Annotated in this window: 14 protein-coding genes and 1 pseudogene; 13 read left to right on the forward strand and 2 right to left on the reverse strand. The window is 67.9% G+C overall.

The genetic code is table 11. The annotated features are described in order from the left end of the window. Positions 1-25: 25 nt before the first annotated feature. The 4 genes from AC1DCT_RS17215 to AC1DCT_RS17230 are packed head-to-tail and all read left to right on the forward strand — an operon-like array spanning position 26 to position 3,678. Positions 26-700, forward strand: coding sequence for a sigma-70 family RNA polymerase sigma factor (locus AC1DCT_RS17215; protein ID WP_440732282.1), 675 nt, complete (start codon positions 26-28; stop codon positions 698-700). Further along, complete coding sequence (gene rsrA / locus AC1DCT_RS17220) at positions 697-942, forward strand: mycothiol system anti-sigma-R factor (protein WP_477230746.1); 246 nt, start codon at positions 697-699, stop codon at positions 940-942. Before AC1DCT_RS17215 ends, rsrA begins: the two co-directional genes overlap by 4 nt. 58 nt (positions 943-1,000) lie before the next feature. Beyond that, positions 1,001-2,308 (forward strand): GNAT family N-acetyltransferase, encoded by a 1,308-nt coding sequence (locus AC1DCT_RS17225; protein ID WP_477430452.1) that lies wholly within the window; start codon positions 1,001-1,003, stop codon positions 2,306-2,308. 29 nt (positions 2,309-2,337) lie between these two features. Next, positions 2,338-3,678, forward strand: a complete 1,341-nt coding sequence (locus tag AC1DCT_RS17230) for an APC family permease (RefSeq protein WP_477430453.1) — start codon at positions 2,338-2,340, stop codon at positions 3,676-3,678. Positions 3,679-3,687: 9 nt separating this feature from the next. Here the strand turns inward: AC1DCT_RS17230 and AC1DCT_RS17235 are convergent, their stop codons facing one another. Continuing rightward, positions 3,688-7,386, reverse strand: a complete 3,699-nt coding sequence (locus tag AC1DCT_RS17235; RefSeq protein ID WP_477430454.1) for a multifunctional oxoglutarate decarboxylase/oxoglutarate dehydrogenase thiamine pyrophosphate-binding subunit/dihydrolipoyllysine-residue succinyltransferase subunit — start codon at positions 7,384-7,386, stop codon at positions 3,688-3,690. Between the two features lie 228 nt (positions 7,387-7,614). On the opposite strand from AC1DCT_RS17235, the gene guaB1 reads away from it, so the two are divergent. From guaB1 to AC1DCT_RS17250, 3 genes are all read left to right on the forward strand, one after another. Beyond that, a complete protein-coding gene (guaB1, locus tag AC1DCT_RS17240) occupies positions 7,615-9,078 on the forward strand; it encodes a GMP reductase (RefSeq protein ID WP_477430455.1) in 1,464 nt (487 codons plus the stop codon). Positions 9,079-9,230: 152 nt separating this feature from the next. After that, complete coding sequence (locus AC1DCT_RS17245; protein ID WP_440732448.1) at positions 9,231-10,544, forward strand: hemolysin family protein; 1,314 nt, start codon at positions 9,231-9,233, stop codon at positions 10,542-10,544. After that, the gene (locus AC1DCT_RS17250) at positions 10,541-11,602 is read left to right on the forward strand and encodes a hemolysin family protein (RefSeq protein WP_477430456.1); all 1,062 of its coding nucleotides are present in this window, start codon (positions 10,541-10,543) and stop codon (positions 11,600-11,602) included. Before AC1DCT_RS17245 ends, AC1DCT_RS17250 begins: the two co-directional genes overlap by 4 nt. Positions 11,603-11,656: 54 nt before the next feature. On the opposite strand, the gene AC1DCT_RS17255 is transcribed toward AC1DCT_RS17250, so the two are convergent. After that, positions 11,657-12,724 (reverse strand): NADH:flavin oxidoreductase/NADH oxidase, encoded by a 1,068-nt coding sequence (locus AC1DCT_RS17255; protein WP_477430457.1) that lies wholly within the window; start codon positions 12,722-12,724, stop codon positions 11,657-11,659. Between the two features lie 106 nt (positions 12,725-12,830). Here AC1DCT_RS17255 and AC1DCT_RS17260 point away from each other — a divergent pair, with 106 nt between their 5' ends. From AC1DCT_RS17260 to drt3b, 6 genes and pseudogenes are all read left to right on the forward strand, one after another. Further along, positions 12,831-13,757 (forward strand): ADP-dependent NAD(P)H-hydrate dehydratase, encoded by a 927-nt coding sequence (locus AC1DCT_RS17260; RefSeq protein ID WP_477430458.1) that lies wholly within the window; start codon positions 12,831-12,833, stop codon positions 13,755-13,757. Next, positions 13,754-15,112 (forward strand): hypothetical protein, encoded by a 1,359-nt coding sequence (locus AC1DCT_RS17265; RefSeq protein WP_477430459.1) that lies wholly within the window; start codon positions 13,754-13,756, stop codon positions 15,110-15,112. Before AC1DCT_RS17260 ends, AC1DCT_RS17265 begins: the two co-directional genes overlap by 4 nt. Beyond that, positions 15,112-15,282: pseudogene (locus AC1DCT_RS17270) on the forward strand (thiamine-binding protein); the annotation flags it as partial. The gene AC1DCT_RS17265 and the pseudogene AC1DCT_RS17270, both read left to right, overlap by 1 nt. A gap of 56 nt (positions 15,283-15,338) precedes the next feature. Beyond that, positions 15,339-15,653 (forward strand): thiamine-binding protein, encoded by a 315-nt coding sequence (locus AC1DCT_RS17275; protein ID WP_477430460.1) that lies wholly within the window; start codon positions 15,339-15,341, stop codon positions 15,651-15,653. Positions 15,654-15,905: 252 nt separating this feature from the next. Then, the gene (drt3a, locus tag AC1DCT_RS17280; protein ID WP_477430461.1) at positions 15,906-17,249 is read left to right on the forward strand and encodes an antiviral reverse transcriptase Drt3a; all 1,344 of its coding nucleotides are present in this window, start codon (positions 15,906-15,908) and stop codon (positions 17,247-17,249) included. A gap of 37 nt (positions 17,250-17,286) precedes the next feature. Continuing rightward, on the forward strand, positions 17,287-19,284 hold the full coding sequence (gene drt3b / locus AC1DCT_RS17285) for an antiviral reverse transcriptase Drt3b (protein ID WP_477430516.1): 1,998 nt from the start codon (positions 17,287-17,289) through the stop codon (positions 19,282-19,284). Positions 19,285-19,541: the final 257 nt, after the last annotated feature.

Here is a 19,541-nt window from a genome sequence, read left to right on the forward strand (position 1 = left end):
GCGAGAAACAAGGAAGGCAGTGCGCATGCTCGCGACGCTCGAACCGGTGGAGGTCGACGTTCTCGGCCTAAACTGGCTGGCGATGAACGATCACGCACCGCTGGACGCGCAGCCGGACGCGGACTCCTCCGCGCGCCGGGAATTCGAGGAGCAGGCGATCCCCTTCATGGATCAGCTGTACGCCGCCGCCATGCGCATGACGCGCAACCCGTCCGACGCCGCGGACCTGGTCCAGGAGACGTTCGTGAAGGCGTTCGCCTCGTGGTCGAGCTTCACGCAGGGCACGAACCTGAAGGCGTGGCTGTACCGGATCCTGACGAACACCTACATCAACATCTACCGCAAGCGCCAGCGCGAGCCCTATCAGGGCACGATCGACGAGCTCGAGGACTGGCAGCTCGGCGGCGCCGAGTCGACCACGGCGTCGCACAGCCGCTCGGCCGAAGCCGAGGCGATCGACCGGATGCCCGCGTCGATCGTCAAGGAGGCGCTGCAGGCGGTCCCGGAGGACTTCAGGCTGGCGGTGTACCTCGCCGACGTCGAGGGCTTCGCCTACCAGGAGATCGCCGACATCATGAAGACCCCCATCGGCACCGTGATGAGCCGCCTGCACCGCGGGCGTCGCATGCTGCGGGAGCTGTTGGCGGATTACGCCGCGGAGCGAGGCATCGCCACGGCCGGCACGAGGAGCACGAAATGACGGACTGCGGATGCACCAAGGCGCGGCAGGACCTGGAGGAATACCTCCGCAATGAGATGTGCAAGACGGAGCACTCGGACATCCGCGAGCATCTCGAGAACTGCCCGTCCTGCGCAGAGGAGGCCCTCGTCGCGACCACGCTGACCGAGGTCGTCTCCCGGGCGTGCAAGGAGACGGCTCCCGAGGAGCTGCGCGACCAGGTGCTCGCGCGGCTGCGCGCCGTCCAGGCGGCGGTGCACTGACCACTCGCGGTCCACTCGTCGCGCGCCCGGTGCCCACCGCCCTGGCTAGGGTGGAGGCATGGCAGCCCTCGACGCCCGTGACGTTCCCGTCGACCCGCGCTCGAAGGAGCGCCTGAGCGCTTCAGGTCTCGACTACCGCATCGTCGACATGTCGGATCCGGCGCAGCGGCGCGGATTCGCCCGGGCCGACGCGCGAGGATTCCTCGACAAGGAGCCCGACGACGAGACCATCCGCCTCATGGGCGAGATGATGTCCGAGCGGCGCAACATCGGCGTGTACGCGCCGGGCGGCGAGCTTCCGGTCGCGACCGTCGACTCCTGGGTGACTCCGATGACCGTGCCCGGCGACGCCGGTGCGCACATCGACATGTGGGCGATCAGCGCCGTCACCGTCGCGGCGACGCACCGCCGTCGGGGGATCGCGCGCAACCTGCTGGAGGGCGAGCTGCGCGCTGCGGCCGCGGCCGGAGTGCCGATCGCAGGGCTCACCGCGACGGAGGCGACGATCTACGGACGCTACGGCTTCGGTCCGGCGATCCCCGTCTCCCATCTGCAGGTCGATGCCCGACGTGCCGGCGGCATCTCATGGCCTGCCGTGGGGGACGCGACCACCGTGGAGTACATCGAGCCGGAAGCGCTGCGGACGGCGCTCGGCGAGGTGCACGAGCGGACTCGCCTGGACCGGTCAGGCGACATCCCCGGATGGTCGCTGCGCTGGCGTCGCATGGCGGGCCTGGTGCCGGGCGACGAGCGCTCCCGCGCCGTGCGGGGCGTCAGGGCGGCCGATGCCGACGGCGTCACACGAGGTGTGCTCGCCTACACGCTCGACGAACTCGCCGAGGAGTTCGGCGCCGACCTCGCGATCCGTCACCTCGACGCGGAGACGCCGGAAGCGCTGCGCGCGCTCTGGGCGTTCGCCGTCAACCACGATCTGATCCGCACCCTGCGCGCGGACCTGCGGCCCGTCGACGATCCGCTGCCGTGGCTCGTCGCGAACCAGCGCGCCGTTCAGGTCACCGTGCACGACCACGGCTGGCTGCGGATCCTTGATGTCCCCGCCGTGCTCGCCGCGCGCACGTACCGTGCGCCCCTGGATCTCGTCCTGCGGGTGTCCGATCCGCTCGGCCTCGCCGAAGGAACCTGGCGTCTGCGGGTCGGTCAGGACGGGAGGGGCATCGTCGACGCCACGGCGGATGCTCCCGACGTCGAGCTCGGCGTGGACATGCTGTCATCGCTGTACCTCGGTGGCGTGAGCGCGACGACGCTGCGCGCCGCCGGCCGGATCTCGGCCGCGGCGGAGACCGCGGTCGCGATCCAGGACGCCTTCGGCACCGCCGCGGCGCCCGCGCTGAGCATCTGGTACTGAATGTCCGACCCCCTCGCTACCGTGAGGGGATGACCGCACTCCGTCCCGCAGAGGGCGCCGACGGCGCAGACCTCGGCATCGTCGCGCCGTCCGGGCTCGGGCTGGCCCAGGGCATCGCGCTGTACCTCGCCTCGGTGCTCGGCACCGGCCTGCTGGTGCTCCCCGGGCTCGCGGCGAAGACGGCGGGCCCCGCCAGCCTCATCGCGGTCGGGGTGATCACGCTCCTGGCGGTGCCGCTCGCGGGCGCGTTCGCGGCGCTCGCCGCGCGTCACCCGGATCCGGGCGGCGTGGCCAGCTACGCGCGTCGGGCTCTCGGCCCCACCGCGGCGCGGGCCACCGGGTACTGGTTCCTGTTCGGCGTCGCGGCGGGAGGGCCCGTCGTGTCGGTGCTCGGCGCCCGCTACATCGCGACCGCGGTTGGGATCGACAGCGCGGGTGTGCCCTGGCTCGCTCTCGGGTTCCTCGTGGTGCCGTTCGTCGCCAACCTGTTCGGGGTGCGGCTGACCGGCTGGCTGCAGCTGGTGCTGACCGGCCTGCTGCTCGCGATCGTCGTCGTGGTGGTCGCGGTGGCGGCGCCCGCCGTGCGCCCGGAGAGCTTCACGCCGTTCCTGCCGCATGGATGGGGCGGCGTGGGTACGGCGATCGTGATGTTCGTGTGGGCCTTCGCCGGCTGGGAGGTGGGCACCCACATCTCCGGCGAGTTCGCCCGGCCGCGGCGCACCATCCCGCTGGCCACGGCGATCACGCTCGTGCTCGCGGGCGGCTGCTATCTCGCGCTGCAGGTCGTGACCGTCGGCGCCCTGGGGGAGCGGGCGGGGCGCGGCGATGTCGTCCTGCTCGATCTCGCCGAGGCGGGTGGCGTGCGCGCGGCACCCACGCTCATCGGCGTGGTCTCGGCGGTGGTCGCGCTCGGCGTGCTCAACGTCTACCTCGCCGCGTTCGGCAAGCTCGGAGCATCGCTCGCCGGCAACGGCGACCTGCCGCGCTGGTTCGCGAAGGGCGCGGAGTCGGGCGAGGTGCCGCGCCGCGCGCTGCTGCTGTCGATGGCGCTCGTGCTGGCCTACTTCGCGGTGTCGTGGGCGACCGGGTTCGCGCTGGCGCCGTTCATCCTCATCCACACCGCGAGCATGGTGGCCGTCTACACGATCGGCATGATCGCGGCGATCCGGATCCTGCCGCGGCGCACACCCGGCTGGTGGATGGCGGTGATCGCCTCGGTCTGCACGATCGGACTGCTGCTGCTCGCGGGGGTCGCGCTCGTCGTACCCGCCGCGGTCGCTGTCATCGCGCTCGCCGTGACCGCCGTCCGGAACGTCCGCGAACGACGACGCGGTGCCCCGGAGAACCGGGACACCGCGTCGATCCGCTGAGGAGTCGACTCAGAGGGTTAGCGCCCGCGAGAGCAGGTCGGCCTGCTCCGCGGCGTGCACCTTCGAGGATCCCGTCGACGGCGCGGCCGATGCGGGCCGGGTGATCGGGCGCACGACACGCGGACCGGGCACGGTCTGGAAGTGCAGCGCGAGGAACGGCCAGGCGCCCTGGTTCTCCGGCTCCTCCTGCAGCCAGACGATCTCGGCGTTGGGGTAGGTGTCGGCGACGGCCTTGAGCGCGCGCAGCGGCACGGGGTAGAGCTGTTCGACGCGCACCAGAGCGATCTCCGGGTTCGGGTTCTTCTCGAGCTCGGCGACCAGGTCCCAGTGCACCTTGCCGGAGTGGAAGATCACGCGCTTGACGGCCGTGCGGTCGAGCTGCCGGGTGTCATCGATCACGGCCTCGAACTTGCCGCGGGTGAAGTCCTCGACCGGGCTGGTCGCGCCGCGCAGTCGCAGCATCGCCTTCGGCGTGAACACGATGAGCGGCCGGCGCGGCTTCGCGTAGGCCTGACGGCGCAGCAGATGGAAGTAGCTCGCCGGCGTGGACGGGCGCGCCACGGTCATGTTGTCCTGCGCGCACAGCTGCAGGAACCGCTCGATGCGCCCGGAGGAGTGATCCGGCCCCTGCCCCTCGTAGCCGTGCGGCAGCAGCAGCACGACGCTCGACTGCTGGCCCCACTTCTGCTCGGCGGCGGAGATGTACTCGTCGATGACCGACTGCGCGCCGTTCACGAAGTCGCCGAACTGCGCCTCCCACAGCACCAGCGCCTCGGGGCGTTCCACCGAATAGCCGTACTCGAAGCCGAGCGCGGCGTATTCGCTGAGCAGCGAGTCGTAGACGAAGAACCGGGCCTGGTTATCGGACAGGTTCGCCAGCGGCAGCCACTCCTGGCCGTTCTCCCGGTCGTGCAGGACGGCGTGACGCGACACGAACGTGCCGCGGCGCGAGTCCTGGCCGGCCAGACGGACGGGTGTGCCCTCGACGAGCAGCGAACCGAAGGCGAGCAGCTCGCCGAAGCCCCAGTCGATCGCGCCGTTGCGGCTCATGTCGACGCGCTTGTCCATGGCCTGCTGCAGCTTCGGGTGCACGGTGAAGCCCTCGGGCTTGTTCGCGTGCGCGTCGCCGATCAGGTGCACGACCTCGAGCGGAACGCCGGTGACCTCGGGGGTGCCGATCTGCTCGTCGACGGGCGGGAGGTCGGGGGCGATCGGCGTGGCACCGGTCTCCGCCGCGTGCGTCTCCGCGAAGGCGATCTCCAGGCGGTTCTGGAAGTCGGCCTTGGCCTGGTCATACTCCTCCTGGGTGATGTCGCCACGACCGACGAGAGCGTCGGTGTAGAGGCTGCGCACCGAGCGCTTCGCCTGGATCAGGTCGGTCATCAGCGGCTGCGTCATCGACGGGTCGTCACCCTCGTTGTGGCCGCGGCGGCGATAGCACACCAGGTCGATCACGATGTCGCGGTGGAACCGCTCGCGGTACTCGAACGCGAGCTGCGCGACGTGCACGACGGCTTCGGGGTCGTCGCCGTTCACGTGCAGGACCGGCGCCTGGATGGTCTTCGCGACGTCGGTCGCATACACCGAGGTGCGTGAGTCGTTGGGCAGCGTGGTGAAGCCGACCTGGTTGTTCACGACCACGTGCACGGTGCCACCGGTGCGGTAGCCGCGCAGCTGCGACATCTGCAGGGTCTCCACGACGACGCCCTGGCCCGCGAAGGCGGCGTCGCCGTGCACCAGGATCGGCAGCCAGGTGAACGTGCCGATCGGCTTGCGGTCCTGCTTGGCGCGCGCGATGCCCTCGAGCACGCCGTCCACGGTCTCCAGGTGCGAGGGGTTCGCGGCGAGGAGGATCGGCAGCTCGGCGCCGTCGTCGGCGACGAAGGTGCCCTCCTTGCCGAGGTGGTACTTGACGTCGCCGGATCCGCGCTGGTTGCCCGGAAGGGTGGATCCCTCGAACTCGCGGAACACCTGCCCGTAGGTCTTGCCGGCGATGTTCGCGAGCACATTCAGGCGGCCGCGGTGCGCCATGCCGATCGCGGCGCCGTCGAGTCCCGCACCGGCGGCGCCCTGCAGGATCTCATCCAGCAGCGGCACGAGCGATTCCGCGCCTTCGAGCGAGAAGCGCTTCTGGCCCACGTACTTGGTCTGCAGGAAGGTCTCGAAGGCCTCGGCCTCGTTGAGCTTGCTGAGCACGCGCAGCTGCTCGTCGTGGCCGGGCTTGACGTACTTGACCTCGACCTTGTCCTGGAACCAGCGGCGCTGCTCCGGATCCTGGATGTGCATGTACTCGATGCCGATCGTGCGGCAGTAGGAGTCGCGGAGCACACCGAGGATCTCGCGCAGCTTCAGCTGACGGTGACCACCGAAGCCGTTCGTGACGAACTCGCGGTCCAGATCCCAGAACGTCAGTCCGTGGGTCTCGATCTCGAGGTCGGGGTGTGTGCGCTGCACGTACTCGAGCGGGTCGATGTCGGCCATGAGGTGGCCGCGCACGCGGTAGGAGTTGATCAGCTCCTGCACGCGGGCGGTCTTGTCGATGCGCTCGGCGAGGTCGACCGCGATGTCCTTGTTCCAGTGGATCGGGGCGTACGGGATCCGGAGGGCACGGAAGATGCCCTCGTAGAAGCCGCGCTCGCCGATCAGCAGCTCGTGCACCTTCTTCAGGAACTCGCCCGAGCCCGCGCCCTGGATGACCCGGTGGTCATAGGTCGAGGTGAGCGTGATCGTCTTGCCGATGCCGAGCACGTCCAGCGTCTTCTGGCTGGAGCCCTGGAACTCGGCCGGGTACTCGAGGGCGCCGGCGCCGATGATGCAGCCCTGGCCCTTCATCAGGCGCGGCACGGAGTGCACGGTGCCGATGCCGCCTGGGTTCGTCAGGGACAGCGTGGTGCCCTGGAAGTCCGCGGCGGTGAGCTTGTTCCCGCGCGCGCGGCCGATGAGGTCCTCGTACGCGGAGAGGTACTCGCTGAACGTGAGCGACTCGGCACGCTTGATGCTCGGCACGAGCAGGGCGCGGGTGCCGTCGGGCTTGGGGATGTCGATGGCGATGCCGAGGTTCACGTGCGCGGGGGCGACGACGCTGGGCTTGCCGTCGACCTCGGCGTAGAAGACGTTCTGGCTCGGGAACTCCTTCAGCGCCTGGATCAGCGCCCAGCCGATGAGATGCGTGAAGGAGACCTTGCCGCCGCGGGTGCGGGACATGTGGTTGTTGATGACGATGCGGTTGTCGATCATCAGCTTCGCCGGCACGGTCCGCACGCTCGTCGCCGTGGGGACGGTGAGCGACTCGTCCATGTTCGCGGCGAGGGTCTTCGGCATGCCGCGCAGCGGCGTGACGACGTCCTCGTGCTGCTCGGCGCCGGGCTCCGCGGTGGCGCGATCCTGCGCCTGAGCGGGGATCGGGGCCTGGCGTGCCGGCTTCGTCGTGGTGCGCGCCACCGGCTGCTGGCCGATCACGGGGACCGGAGCGGTCACGGGATGCGTGTCCGGGGCCGTGGCGGGAGTAGCCGACGGCGTGGCCGCAGCGGAGGCGGCGGGGGCCGTCGCAGGCTCGGAGGGGCGGTAGTTCTCGAGGACCGGCCACCACTCCTTGTCGACGGAGTTGCGGTCGACTTTGAACTGTTCGTACAGCTCGTCGACGAGCCAGGAATTGGCCCCGAACTCTCCATCTCCAGAAGTCCCGACGCCGGTCACCTGGCTCGACACGCTCGATCGCCCTCTTTCATCGCTGAATCTGGTGGGATCCGTCCCCGGTGGTCTCCGGGTATGGCCACTCATCCGGGTGTCAAGCCTAACGTGTCACAGCCCCGGTGCGGGCCTGGATCGCAGGGCGCGGCGAGACCTTCCGCACGCGGGTCGCCCGGGGTCGCGACGGCGGGTTCGGAAGGACGCGGCGCCGAGGCGTTCCGGGCGGGGGAGGCATACCCTGTGTGCATGCAGTTCTCCGGCGAAGGACCCATGGTCGACCTCACCTACTCCGACGTGTTCCTGGTGCCGCGTCACTCGGACGTGACCAGCAGGCTCCAGGTCGATCTCGCGCCGCAGGACGGCACCCCGGCGACCATCCCGCTGGTGTCCTCGAACATGAACTCGGTCACCGGCCCGCGGCTCGCCGCGACCCTCGCCCGCCGCGGCGGGATCGGCGTGCTGCCGCAGGACATGCCGCTGCAGGAGCTGGACGAGGCGATCCGCTGGGTCAAGCGCCAGCCGGTGTCCTGGGACACCCCGCTCGTGCTCTCGCCGCGGGCAACCGTGGAGGATGCGCTCCGGCTGCTGCCGGCCAGCGGCGGTCACGGGATCGTGGTCGCCGACGCGCCGCGCGGCCCGGACGGCCTCCACGTCGACGCGATCCATGGAATACTGCCCGCCGTCCGCCTCGCGTCCGCGTTGCGGGACGCCCAGCTCGGCGACCTGGTCCGCGCCGACTCCCCTTCGCTCGACGCGGAGGACGTCGCCGACCCGCGTGCGGCGTTCGACGCGATCACCGCCGTCGAGGCCGAGATGGTGTGCGTGCTGCAGCACGGTCACCTGGTGGGCACGCAGACCGCGCGCGGAGCGCTGCGCTCCACGCTGTACCGGCCCGCGGTCGACGCCGCAGGGCGTCTGGCCGTGGCCGCCGCGGTCGGGATCAACGGCGACGTCGCAGCCAAGGCCACCGCCCTGGCGGCGGCCGGGGTGGACGTGCTGGTGGTCGACACCGCGCACGGTCATCAGGAGGGGATGCTGCGGGCTCTGCGCACGGTCGCGGCACTCGAGCTCGGCATTCCGATCGTGGCCGGCAACATCGTCACGGCCGATGGCGTGCGGGACCTCGTCGACGCCGGCGCATCGATCCTGAAGGTCGGGGTCGGACCCGGCGCGATGTGCACCACCCGCATGATGACGGCGGTGGGGCGCCCGCAGTTCTCCGCCGTGCTGGAGACGGCGCAGGCCGCCGCCGAGCTCGGCGCGCACGTGTGGGCGGACGGGGGAGTGCGCTACCCGCGCGACGTCGCCCTCGCCCTCGCCGCGGGGGCCGCAACGGTGATGGTCGGCTCCTGGTTCGCCGGCACGATCGAGGCTCCGGGTGAGCTGCAGAGCGACGCGGAGGGGCGCATCTACAAGGAGTCGTGGGGCATGGCCTCGACCAAGGCGGTGCAGGCGCGCTTCGGCCGTCTCGACGCGTACGAGCGTGCCCGCAAGGAGCTGTTCGCCGAAGGCATCTCGTCTTCCAGGATCTACCTGGATCCGCTCCGTCCCGGTGTCGAGGATCTGCTCGACATGATCACCTCGGGCGTGCGCTCCTCGTTCACCTACGCAGGCGCATCCTCCGTGCCGGAGTTCCACGAGCGGGCGCTTGTCGGGCTGCAATCCGCGGCAGGCTACGAAGAGGGCAAGGCGCTGCCGGTCAGCTGGTGATCACGCCGACGACCGTGCATCCGGTCGCATCACCCGCGCCGAGGGAAAGTAGAGCCGAGGGACGATAGAATCGTTCGCACCATGGACGACCCTCCCTCGTGTAGTACATCGCCCCACTGCCCGCTCTCCGCTTCGTCGGAGGTGACACCGTGATGGATTACATCTGGTTGGGCGTGGGGCTTCTGCTCATCGTGGGGACGGGCCTGTTCGTCGCCAGCGAGTTCGCCCTGGTCAACCTCGACCGCGCCGATCTGGAGGCGCGACGGGATCGCGGCGAGAGCCGTCTGGGCATGACCATCGCGGCGCTGAAGATCACCTCGACGCACCTGTCCTCGGCGCAGCTCGGCATCACGCTGACCACCCTGCTGACCGGTTTCACGATGGAGCCGGCGCTGTCGAACCTGCTCCGTCCGTTGCTCAGCTCGTGGGGGATCCCCGAGCCCGTCACCGTCACGATCGCCGTGATCGTCGCGATGACGGTCGCCACGATGCTGTCGATGATTCTCGGCGAGCTCGTGCCGAAGAACTTCGCGATGGCGCTGCCGGTCGCGACCGCCAAGGTCGTCATCCCTTTCCAGACCGTGTTCACGATGGTGTTCCGCCCCGTCGTCGCGCTGCTGAACGGCAGCGCCAACGGCGTGCTCCGTGCCATCGGCATCGAGCCCAAGGAGGAGCTCAGCGGTGCGCGCTCGGCGGAAGAGCTCAGTTCGCTGGTGCGCCGTTCCGCGAGCGCCGGTGTGCTCGAGGAGGACACCGCGACGCTGCTGGATCGCAGCCTCGGCTTCGCGCGGCTCACGGCGGGCGACGTGATGACCCCGCGCCCGAGCATGCACGCGATCTCGGCGGCGGATTCCGCCGACGGCGTGATCGGGCTGGCCCGGCGCACCGGCCACAGCCGTTTCCCGGTTTTCGACGAGGACCTCGACGACATCACCGGCGTGGTGCATCTGAAGGCGGCCGTGTCGGTGCCGCGCGACCGCCGCACCGAGGTGCCGGTGGGTGCGCTCTCCTCCGAGCCGCTGCGCGTGCCGGAGACCGTGCACCTGGATGCGCTCGTGGCCGAGCTGCGCGGCGGTGGCTACCAGCTCGCAATCGTCGTGGACGAGTACGGCGGCACCGCGGGGATCGTGACCCTCGAGGACCTCGTCGAGGAGATCGTCGGCGAGGTGTCCGACGAGCACGACCGCAGCAGGGCCGGCGTCGTGAAGAGCCGCGACGGGATCACCTTCCCCGCGGAGCTGCGCCCCGACGAACTGCGTGCGAGCACCGGCATCGAGGTGCCGGAGGGCGACGTGTACGACACGGTCGGCGGCTACGTGATGAGCGTGCTGGAGCGGCTGCCCAAGGCCGGCGACGAAGTGCCCGTGCCGGGCGGCACCCTGCACGTCGTGCGCATGCAGGGGCGAAGGGTGGATCGGATCCGCTTCATGCCCGAGGCCACGACGGAGGAGGGGGGCGAGCGATGAGCGACTGGGCCGGAATCGCATGGCTGTTCGTGCTGCTCGCCTTCAACGCGTTCTTCGTCGCGGCGGAGTTCGCGGTGATCTCCGCGCGCCGGTCGCAGATCGAGCCGCTCGCCGAACGCGGATCCCGTTCCGCGCGCACCGCGCTGTACGCGATGGAGCACGCCACGCTCATGCTGGCGACCTCGCAGCTCGGCATCACCGTGTGCTCGCTGCTGATCCTGAACGTGTCGGAGCCCGCGATGCACCACCTGCTCGCCGCGCCCCTGGGCGCACTCGGGCTGGCCGAGGGGGCGGTGGACGCCATCGCGTTCATCATCACCCTGGTCATCGTGTCGTTCCTGCACGTGGTGTTCGGCGAGATGGTGCCGAAGAACCTCGCGTTCTCGGTGCCGGACCGGGCGGTGCTGATCCTCGCGGCGCCGCTGGTGTGGATCTCCAAGGTGTTCTATCCGGTGATCCGCGCGCTGAACGCCACCGCCAATGGCGTCGTGCGGCTTTTCGGTGTGGAGCCGAAGGACGAAGCCGCATCGACGTTCACGCTCGACGAGGTCGCCACGATCGTGGATCAGTCCCGTCGTGAGGGCATGCTCACCGACTCCGCGGGCACCGTGAGCGCGGTGGTCGAGTTCACGGACAAGGACGCACGCGACGTCGCCGTGCCGCTCGCCGGCCTCGTCACGCTGCCGCTCGGCGCGACTCCGGACGATGTGGAGCGGGCCGTCGCCAAGCACGGCTTCTCGCGCTACGTCATGGTCGACACCGAAGGGGCACCGGTGGGCTACGTGCACCTGAAGGACGTGATCCGCTCGGCCGAAGGGCCGGATGCAGCGGTGCGCGCGGCTGCGCCGATCCCCGCGAAGCGCGTCCACCAGATGGTGCCGATGCAGGAGGACACCGATCTCGAGGATGCGCTCGCGATCATGCGGCGCGCGGGGCGACACCTCGCGCAGGTGCGCAACGCGGAGGGTGAGACGACGGCGATCCTGTTCCTGGAGGACATCATCGAGGAGCTCGTCGGCGAGGTGCGCGACATCACCCGTCGCGGCTTCGGGCGCTGAGTCTCGCCTCAAGGGGTCGTTGAGCGAGCGATGCGCTCGACGACCCCTTGTTGCTCAGTGCCAGCGGGCGCGCAGATACTGGTCGGGCCAGGCGACCTCTTCGCCGAGTTCGTGCGCGGCGCGCAGCCCGAAGTGCGGATCGCGCAGCCACTCCCGTCCGGCGAAGATCGCGTCCGCCGCACCCTCGGCGAGCACGGACTCGGCTTGGGCGCCGCTCGTCAGCAGCCCCACGGCGGAGGAGGGGATCCTGCCGCCCTGGCGCACGGCCGCGGCGAGCGGCACCTGGTAACCCGGGTGGACTTCGATGCGCTGGTGGGCGACGAGCCCGCCGCTGGAGACGTCGATGAGATCCGCGCCGTGCTCGACCGCCCATTCCGCCACCACGGCGGCCTCGTCCGGCGTGAAGCCGCCCGGGGCGTGGTCGGTGGCGGAGATCCGCATGAACACCGGTACCTCGTCGCCCGCGACCCGGCGCACCGCGTCGGTGACCTCGAGCAGGAGCCGGGCGCGGTTCTCGAGCGAGCCGCCATACGCGTCGTCGCGGTGGTTGCTGAGCGGCGAGAGGAACTGGTGCAGCAGGTACCCATGCGCGCCGTGGATCTCCAGCACGTCGAAGCCCGCGGCGAGGGCGCGGCGTGCGGCCACCGCGAACGCGTCGACGACGCCGGCAATGCCCGACGCGTCGAGGGCCTCGGGCGCGTCGAAGCCTTCGAACGCGATCGCCGAGGGTGCGACCGTGGTCCAGCCGCCCTGGGCTGCGGGGACGGATCCGCGCTCCTCGGCCCACGGCCACCAGGTCGAGGCCTTGCGGCCGGCATGTGCGAGCTGCACCCCGATCCGGGCGCCGCGCGCGTGCACCGCGTCGACGATCGACGCCCAGGCGTCGCGCTGCGCGTCGTTCCACAGACCGGTGTCGCGCGGGCTGATCCGGCCCTCCGGCACGACAGCGGTGGCTTCGGCCACGATGAGGCCCGCACCGCCGGAGGCGAACTGCGCGAGATGGGCGTGGTGCCATTCCTGCGGCACGCCGTCGACGGCGCTGTACATGCACATGGGCGAGACCCACAGGCGGTTGCTCAAGGTGACGGATCGGATGGTCAGCGGGGAGAACAGGTGGCTCACGGTCCGACGCTACCGGTCGCCGGACAGGTCGGGGGGCGGATCCGCGGATCCGCATCATCCGGATCCCTCGGCGGCGCGCACAGCCGCGGCCCAGTACCGTTGACGCATGCCTTTCTTCGCCGGTCCGGTGCGCCCGTGGTCGGACGACCGCACCCGCGCACTGCTGCGCGCGCCGAGCGCCGACTCCGACAAGCGCAGCCGCGGCGTCGTCGCGCTGCGCACCGGATCCGACGCGTACCCGGGCGCGGCCGTGCTCGGCGTGGAGGGCGCGTGGCGCGCCGGCTGCGGCTACGTGCGCTACGTCGGCCCGCGGCGGGCCGCGGACCTCGTGCTCGCGCGACGCCCCGAGACCGTCGCGACCGAGCCCGGCTCCGCCGCCATCCGGGCCGAGGCCTGGGTCATCGGCTCCGGCACCGATGCCGCGACCCGCTCGGAGTCGGAGACCACCGCGCTGCGTGCGCTGCTGGACGGTGCGGCCCCCGTCGTCGTCGACGCGGGAGCGCTGGATCTGCTTCCTGCAGCGAACGCCCCGGTGATCGCCACGCCGCACGCGGAGGAGTTCGTGCGGCTGCGGGCGCAGCTGGGACTCGGCGAGCTCGTCCCTGATGCCCTGCGGGATCCGTCAGCGCGCGCGAACGCGGTGAACGAGACCGCCGAGGCGCTGGGCGGCGCGGTGCTGCTCAAGGGCGCGACCACGTTGATCGCCGACGCCACCGGCGTGTTCGCCGTCGATGCGGGGACGCCGTGGCTGGCCACGGCCGGCACCGGCGACGTGCTGGCCGGCGTGATCGGCGCGCTCGTCGCCGCCGACCGTGCGGCGGGCGGGACCACGGCGCTCGCCGAGCTGGTTGCCGCTGCGGCGTGGCTGCACGGGCTTGCCGGGCGGATCGCATCGGGCGGCCCCGGGCGCCCGATCGTCGCACTCCAGGTAGCGGAAGGGCTGCCGGCGGCCATCGCGCTGGTCCGCAACGGCGACGAGCGGGGGCGCGTCGACGACGAACACGACGAAGAGACCCAGGAGGACCGCTCGTGACCGATGCCGAGCCGACGGGCGCGATCCGCGCCGAACCGAGCCGTCGCGACGATTCGCCGAAGGCGTCCGCAGTGCGTCGCGCGGGCCTGCCGCTCACCGTGCTGTGGCTGGCATTCGTCATCGCGCATCTGTACGTCTCGATGATCGGGTGGCGGATGCCCGCGCTGCCGATGGGCGACACCGTCTTCGTGTACGAGCCGTGGGCGCGCAACGCTCTCGGCGGCGGCGCGATCGTCGGCATCACGGAGAGCTGGGTCTACCCTCAGCTCGCCCTCGTGCCCATGCTCATCGCCCAAGGGCTGTCGCAGCTCATCCATCCGCTGTTCCCCGGGTCCTACGCCGTCGGATCCGCGAGCTACGTCGTCGCCTGGTCGATCCTGGTGACTGCGCTCGACGCGGTCGGATTCGCATTCCTGCTGCGCGGCACCAGGGCGCGCCGCAGCCGGATCCGCCGCGGCGCCGCCCTGCTCTGGATGGTCGCGCTCGTCCTGCTCGGCCCCATCGCGATGTTCCGGATCGACGCGATCACCGTGCCGCTCGCGATCATCGGCGGTCTGTGGCTGTTCTCCCGCCCCGCGGTTGCGAGCGCGCTGTTCACGATCGGAGCCTGGATCAAGATCTGGCCCGGTGCCCTGTTCGTCGCGGCTCTTGCACTGCTGCGTGGCCGGATTCGCATGCTCGCCTCGGCGGCGATCGTCACGTTCGCGGTCGTGCTCGGGCTCGTGCTGCTGGGCGGATCCAGGAACCTCCTCGGCTTCCTCAGCCAGATGAGCGGCCGCGGGCTGCAGATCGAGGCGGTCGGCGCAACGCCGCTGCTGTGGCTCACCCAGGTCGGGGTCACTCGGATCCAGTACGACCGCCAGATCCTCACGTTCCAGCTCGCAGGTCCCGGCGTCGACGTCGTCGCTGCGCTGCTCACCCCGCTCATGGTGCTGGGCGTGGTCGCCGTGGCGGCGCTCGCCCTATGGAAGCTGCGCGCCGGCGCCTCGGCGAGGCGTCTGCTGCCGGCGACCATGCTCGCCCTCGTCGCCGTCCTGATCGCGTGCAACAAGGTCGGTTCGCCGCAGTTCCAGGTGTGGATGCTCGCCCCGCTCGTGCTGTGGTGCCTCCTCGACGGTCCTCGCGTGCGGATCCCGGCGATCCTCGTGCTCCTCGACTACGCGCTCACCCAGGCGGTCTACCCTGTCGTGTACGACCAGCTGCTGGCGGCGCAGGCCCTGCCGATCGCGCTGCTCAGCGCCCGCAACATCCTCGTCGTCGTCATCTGTGTGATCGCGATCCGCGCGATCGTGCGCACCCCGGTGCGCCGCAGAGCGTTCCTCGTCGCCGAACTCCCCGAAACCCGGAGGTCCTGATGCTCGTCGCCTTCTCCGTCGCCCCGTCCGGTTCGCCGCAGGGCGGATCCGCTCCCGACCGCGCCGAGAACGCCGACGCCTCGGTGCACGACGCCGTCGCCGCCGCCGTGGCCGTGGTCCGCGCCTCCGGGCTCGCACACCGCACCACGAGCATGTTCACGAATATGGATCGTCTAAGGCATGGTTCGGATTTCGACCGCGCCGCCGCTTGAGAGAGGACCTCATCATGTTGATTGCATTCTCCGTCGCCCCGTCAGGTACTGGTCGTGCGGACGGTTCCGTCCATGACGCGGTAGCTGCTGCGGTGAAAGTCGTCCGCGACTCAGGCCTGCCGTCGAGAACCTCGAGCATGTTTACGGAACTGGAAGGCACCTGGGATGAGGTGTTCGATGTCGTCAAGCGCGCAACCGAGGCGGTGGAGCCGTTCGGATCGCGGATCTCGCTCGTGATCAAGGCTGACATTCGGCCGGGCTACGAGGGGGAGATCGACGCGAAGATCGAGAGGCTTGAGCGTGCCATCGACGGGACAACTGAGCTTTGACGGCCCGAGTCCGATAGCGGTCAGAAACGGATCGTTTCTCTAGTCACTGGATGCGGCTTGACAAGATCGAGCCGTCGCCAAGCTCGAGCAACACCGTGGTGTGCCCGGGAGGCTCGCTTCCGCATAGGCGAATTAGGGAGCGACCAAGTTCGGTCGAGCTTCAGGCACCGTTTGCGATGGCCTGGTCTGGCGCACTGGGCTTCTCGGACATCGTGCTCACCGGCCGATAGGCTCAGGCGAGGAGGCCGGAGATTGGACCAGAGTTTTTCGACGAAGAACCTGCGCAAGATATGGGACCTGGAGGCGCGACGCGGACGCGATCGCCTTCAGTTGTACCCTAACGTGCGTCGGGCCTATGAACTGGCCCGCGACGCGAGGCAACGCGCGCTGGCAGAACGAAACGGAACGGTGCCGTACATCGGTCCGCCGGAGTCGAATCCGGACGCCGTTGCTCGATCTTCCCGACAGGACGCTGACGAACTGCTTGAAGCCTCGCTAGCCGCGACGAGTGAGGAACTCATCGGAAGCGTAGAGACCGACGCATTCGTGTGGGGCCTCACCAAGGGACGGGTGATCGCGGGCAAACGTCAGACCTATACGATTGCGGGAACCCCTGAGGTCTTCTTCGCGGACAAGCACCTTCAGCGAGTGGTCGCGTCAAGCCTCTCGAACCGCCCGAGAGGGCGCCAATCGATTGTCGCAGGGCTGCTACGCAGCATTGACAATAACGTCCCAAAGATCGTTGTTCGTGCCGATGTCAAGGACTTTTACGACAGTGTTGATCACGGTCGACTTCGTTCTCACCTTGACCGGTCAGCGCTTAGCCCGTCGTGCCGGCACCTCATCGATAAGCTGCTCACGGAAATGCAGCTTTTGACTGGGGATGCGAGGGGTCTTCCGGCTGGGGTTGGTCTGAGCGCGAAGCTCGCGGAGCTCTACATCGCCCAAGCTGACCGAGCCTTGCGAGATTCGCGAGGGACACTCTACTTCGCACGGTACGTCGACGACATCGTCTTGGTGAGGGGAGAAGAACGCGCGGGCGCCGTCACGGCGGGAGCGGTAGTCGCGGAAATCGAATCAGAGCTTCAGAAGCTCGATCTCTCTCTGAACCCGACGAAGGTCCTTCACCGAGAATTCCTCAGTAACTCGCTCGGAAAATTCGAGTTCCTGGGCTATGAGATCCAGTATCAAGGCGGGGTTGGCGTGGGTGTGAAGTTGACCGACACTCGCTACAGGACGATACGAGCTCGCATTGATAAGACTTTCTCCGCGTGGGATCGTGCAGATCACGCGAACCATGGGCGAAGAAGCTTGTTGCTCGATCGACTCCGCTTCCTGACGGGCAACACTCGGTTGTCGCATAACAAGCGCAATGCGCTCGTTGGAATCTACTTCTCTAACCCGCACCTAACGGATCTGAAGTCATTATCAGGATTGGATAGGTACCTTCACCATCGGGCCTCGCAGTCCTCATTGCCTCCCGGGCTCAACCAGAAGGTCGCAGATCTGTCGTTCGTGCGCGGATTCCGTCAGCGCACGATTCACCGTTGGTCGATGCCGCGCATGAAACGACTGAAGGGAGCTTGGCTTGCGTAAGCAGCGGCGACCCTTGCAGAAACACTTCGCGCGTGTAGTGCTAAGCGACGTTCTTCCATACGAATTGCCGCCATCGTTTACCAACAGAGGCCTTTACGATTTTCTTCGCGATGCAGATGTGCGCTTCGTGGCAGGTGCAGTCCATGCGAGGCAACTTGACGACACCACCGAAGCAGTCCTTGGGGTCGTTCTTGGCAGGCGAGTTTCGTTCCCGGGGAACTGCGCGTCCCGAGAACGTGTCGCGATCTCTCTCCCTACGGATCAAGTTGCTATCCCAACCATTCCTTTTCAGTACACAGTTCGTCACAGAAGAAATGACTACCGTACGCTGACGGTGCCACATCCCCTGGCTCAGTTGGACATCGCGGACTTCTACGCGAGATTCGAAGATCTCATTATTTATCACACGTCGAAGAGTCAATTCTCGCTGAGACGACCGGCACGTGTCGCGCCCTACGTGGTCGTTCGAGACTCACTGTTCGCGATTCAACGACGAACTCACGACAGCATCGAACACGACGATCACGAGTATGAATGGTTGCGTTCATACTTCACCTATCAGCGCTATTCGAATGTCTACAAGTTCTACGACTCTTCCGAGTACCGATCGTGTGAGCGTCGATTTGGGTACCTGGTCAAGGTTGATGTCGCGAAGTGTTTTGACAGCATCTATACCCACTCGATTGCGTGGGCGGCTCACGGTCACGACATCGTGAAGGCAAATCTCGGTTCGCATCTGGATCGTACGTTTGGTGGTGCGTTCGATAAACTTATGCAACGCCTCAACCACATGGAGACGAGCGGGATTACCATCGGATCCGAAGCTTCACGGCTCTTCGCGGAAGTAATTCTCCAGGCTGTGGATCTCGAACTCGCGAGTCAACTTGACCAACTCGGGATGACTTTTGGTGAGGATTACGAGGTCTTGCGGTACGTCGACGATTACTTCATTTTCCTTGCAGATGAAAGCAAGCGTCCTTTCGTTCTTGACGCGCTTTCGAGGAGTCTGCGAAAGTACAAATTGCACTTGAACGCTTCCAAGGAAGAAGGTGAGTTCACGCCTTGGCTGTCGCCCCTGACGATCGCCAAGGAGAGATCTCGCGAACTGTTGCGGCGAGCGACCAAGCGCCGCAATCGAGAGTCCAGTCCGAACGTTATAGACCGCCCATACATTGACGCAGGGGAGTTGATCGTTGGATACAAAGCGATCTTGCTCGACACTGGCGTTAGCCACTTTGAACTCGCGAACTATGCGCTTGCTCGTGTGGAGCGTTCATTCGAGAAGCTCCTGCGTAGATCGAGGCGAGATCTCGATGGCCCCGAGCTCAGTAGCCAGCAAAGATCTGGGTATCACCGGGCGCTCACCTCTGCTCTGCTTGCGCTGACGGATTTCGTCTTCTTCGTCTACTCGGGCTCTCCTCGGATGAGTCCAGCGGTCAAAGTCGCGCGAGTTTGCAGTTCGCTCTTGCGCTATGCGCGCTCAGATGAAGTCCCCGCGCACGATCGTGAGCGAGTCGAGATGCGGGTTCGTGACGAGTTGATACAACAGCTCAGGCGGTCCAGAGGCTCGATGACTCCGGATGCCGTAACGGCGACACTCATCGACTGTGTCTCGGACCTGGGCTCGAACTACGCAATTCCCGAGCGCGAACTCGGAGATTTGTGCGGGTTCACCGAATCGGGTGGCACGCTTCGCGTGCCACCCACGATGAATGCACTTCTATTGTTCAGTCTCCTTCTGCACATGAAGCGGTCAAAGGCCTACCCTGAACTTCGTCAGGCGTGCGAAGCCTGGATTCTCAAGATGCAAGATCGTCCGTTGGTTGACGCGGAGTTGGCATTGCTTAACCTCAATGTGCTCTCCTGCCCGTTCATAACGCGATCCCTCCGCGAGACCATATATTCACGGTACGCAATGCCGACAACAAGATCGGTGGATCGTATGATCGCAAAGGGCCGACGATGGAACGTCGACTGGGAGACGTTCGATCTCTACGCGGCTCTCGAGCGAAAGCGGATGCTCGAGGTATATTGACTGAGCGCCCAGGCCCGCCCGACTCGTTCGAGCACACACACCAGCGCAGAGCGTGATGCCTGGAGAATCGCCAGCGTTGGTGGGGTCACTTCGAGTGGCCCCACCAACGCGAACTCCAATTCGCATCTCGCCCGAGACGCGTACCCTGCTTGCCTTGGTGAGGGTATCCAGGGTGTTCATCAGCAGCTAGGGCGGCCTGTCTGCTCATCCCACGCTTGTGGATGCGGGTGATCTATGACGGGATGGCGCGTGCATCT

It is taken from the genome of Microbacterium sp. 10L49, assembly GCF_056395125.1.